1 protein-coding gene is annotated in these 679 nt (G+C 53.3%); it reads left to right on the forward strand.

Going from position 1 to position 679, the window contains the following annotated elements; all coding sequences use genetic code 11:
* Positions 1-21: 21 nt before the first annotated feature.
* On the forward strand, positions 22-679 hold a 658-nt coding region (locus AK963_RS30145; RefSeq protein WP_202969958.1), incomplete at its 3' end, for a hypothetical protein.

Here is a 679-nt window from a genome sequence, read left to right on the forward strand (position 1 = left end):
ATGTACAAGAATAACTTCGACATGAGTTCAACGGGACTCAACATAGAACTGACCTGCTTCTACGACTGCGCCAGGGCACAGTACGATTTCAGCGAGTCGTTCACCTACATCAAGCAGTACAAGCAGCACGTCTTCAGTCACTACGGCAACGTCGATGTCAGCAACTTCGAGAAGACGTTCAAGGTGGCAGAGTCCGTTAAGCAGGTCTTCAAACTCTTCTACGAGTGGACATACAACAGCGACCCTCGCTACCTGCGTGACCTGATCCGCGAACTCAATTCATACGACGACATCCAGTCAATCCGTAAATGCACCAAGGAGGTCATGCTCAACGCCATCAGGAACCACTGCTACGACCACCAGAACTACGTCGAGTTCATGGAGAAACACTTTGAACCCGACTACTTCGAGCTGGAGACCCGAGGTTACAGCCAAGGCGACTATGCCAGAGTCATCATCCCCAACGAGGTACTCACCACTTGCGGTCTCGACCTCACCGAAGCCAACGCCGACTCATTCCAGCAAGAGATCGACCACCTGTTCTGGGACGCGCCGTTGTTCTTCCGTGTCACCATCGACGGCAGCGAGTTCGACTTCGTGGAATACCTGGGCGAGTACGACTACGACAAGTCCAAAGCCCTCGACGTGGCCGACAAGCACCTGCTGTCTGACTATCCCA

This window comes from Endozoicomonas atrinae (assembly GCF_001647025.1).
GTDB lineage: Bacteria > Pseudomonadota > Gammaproteobacteria > Pseudomonadales > Endozoicomonadaceae > Endozoicomonas > Endozoicomonas atrinae.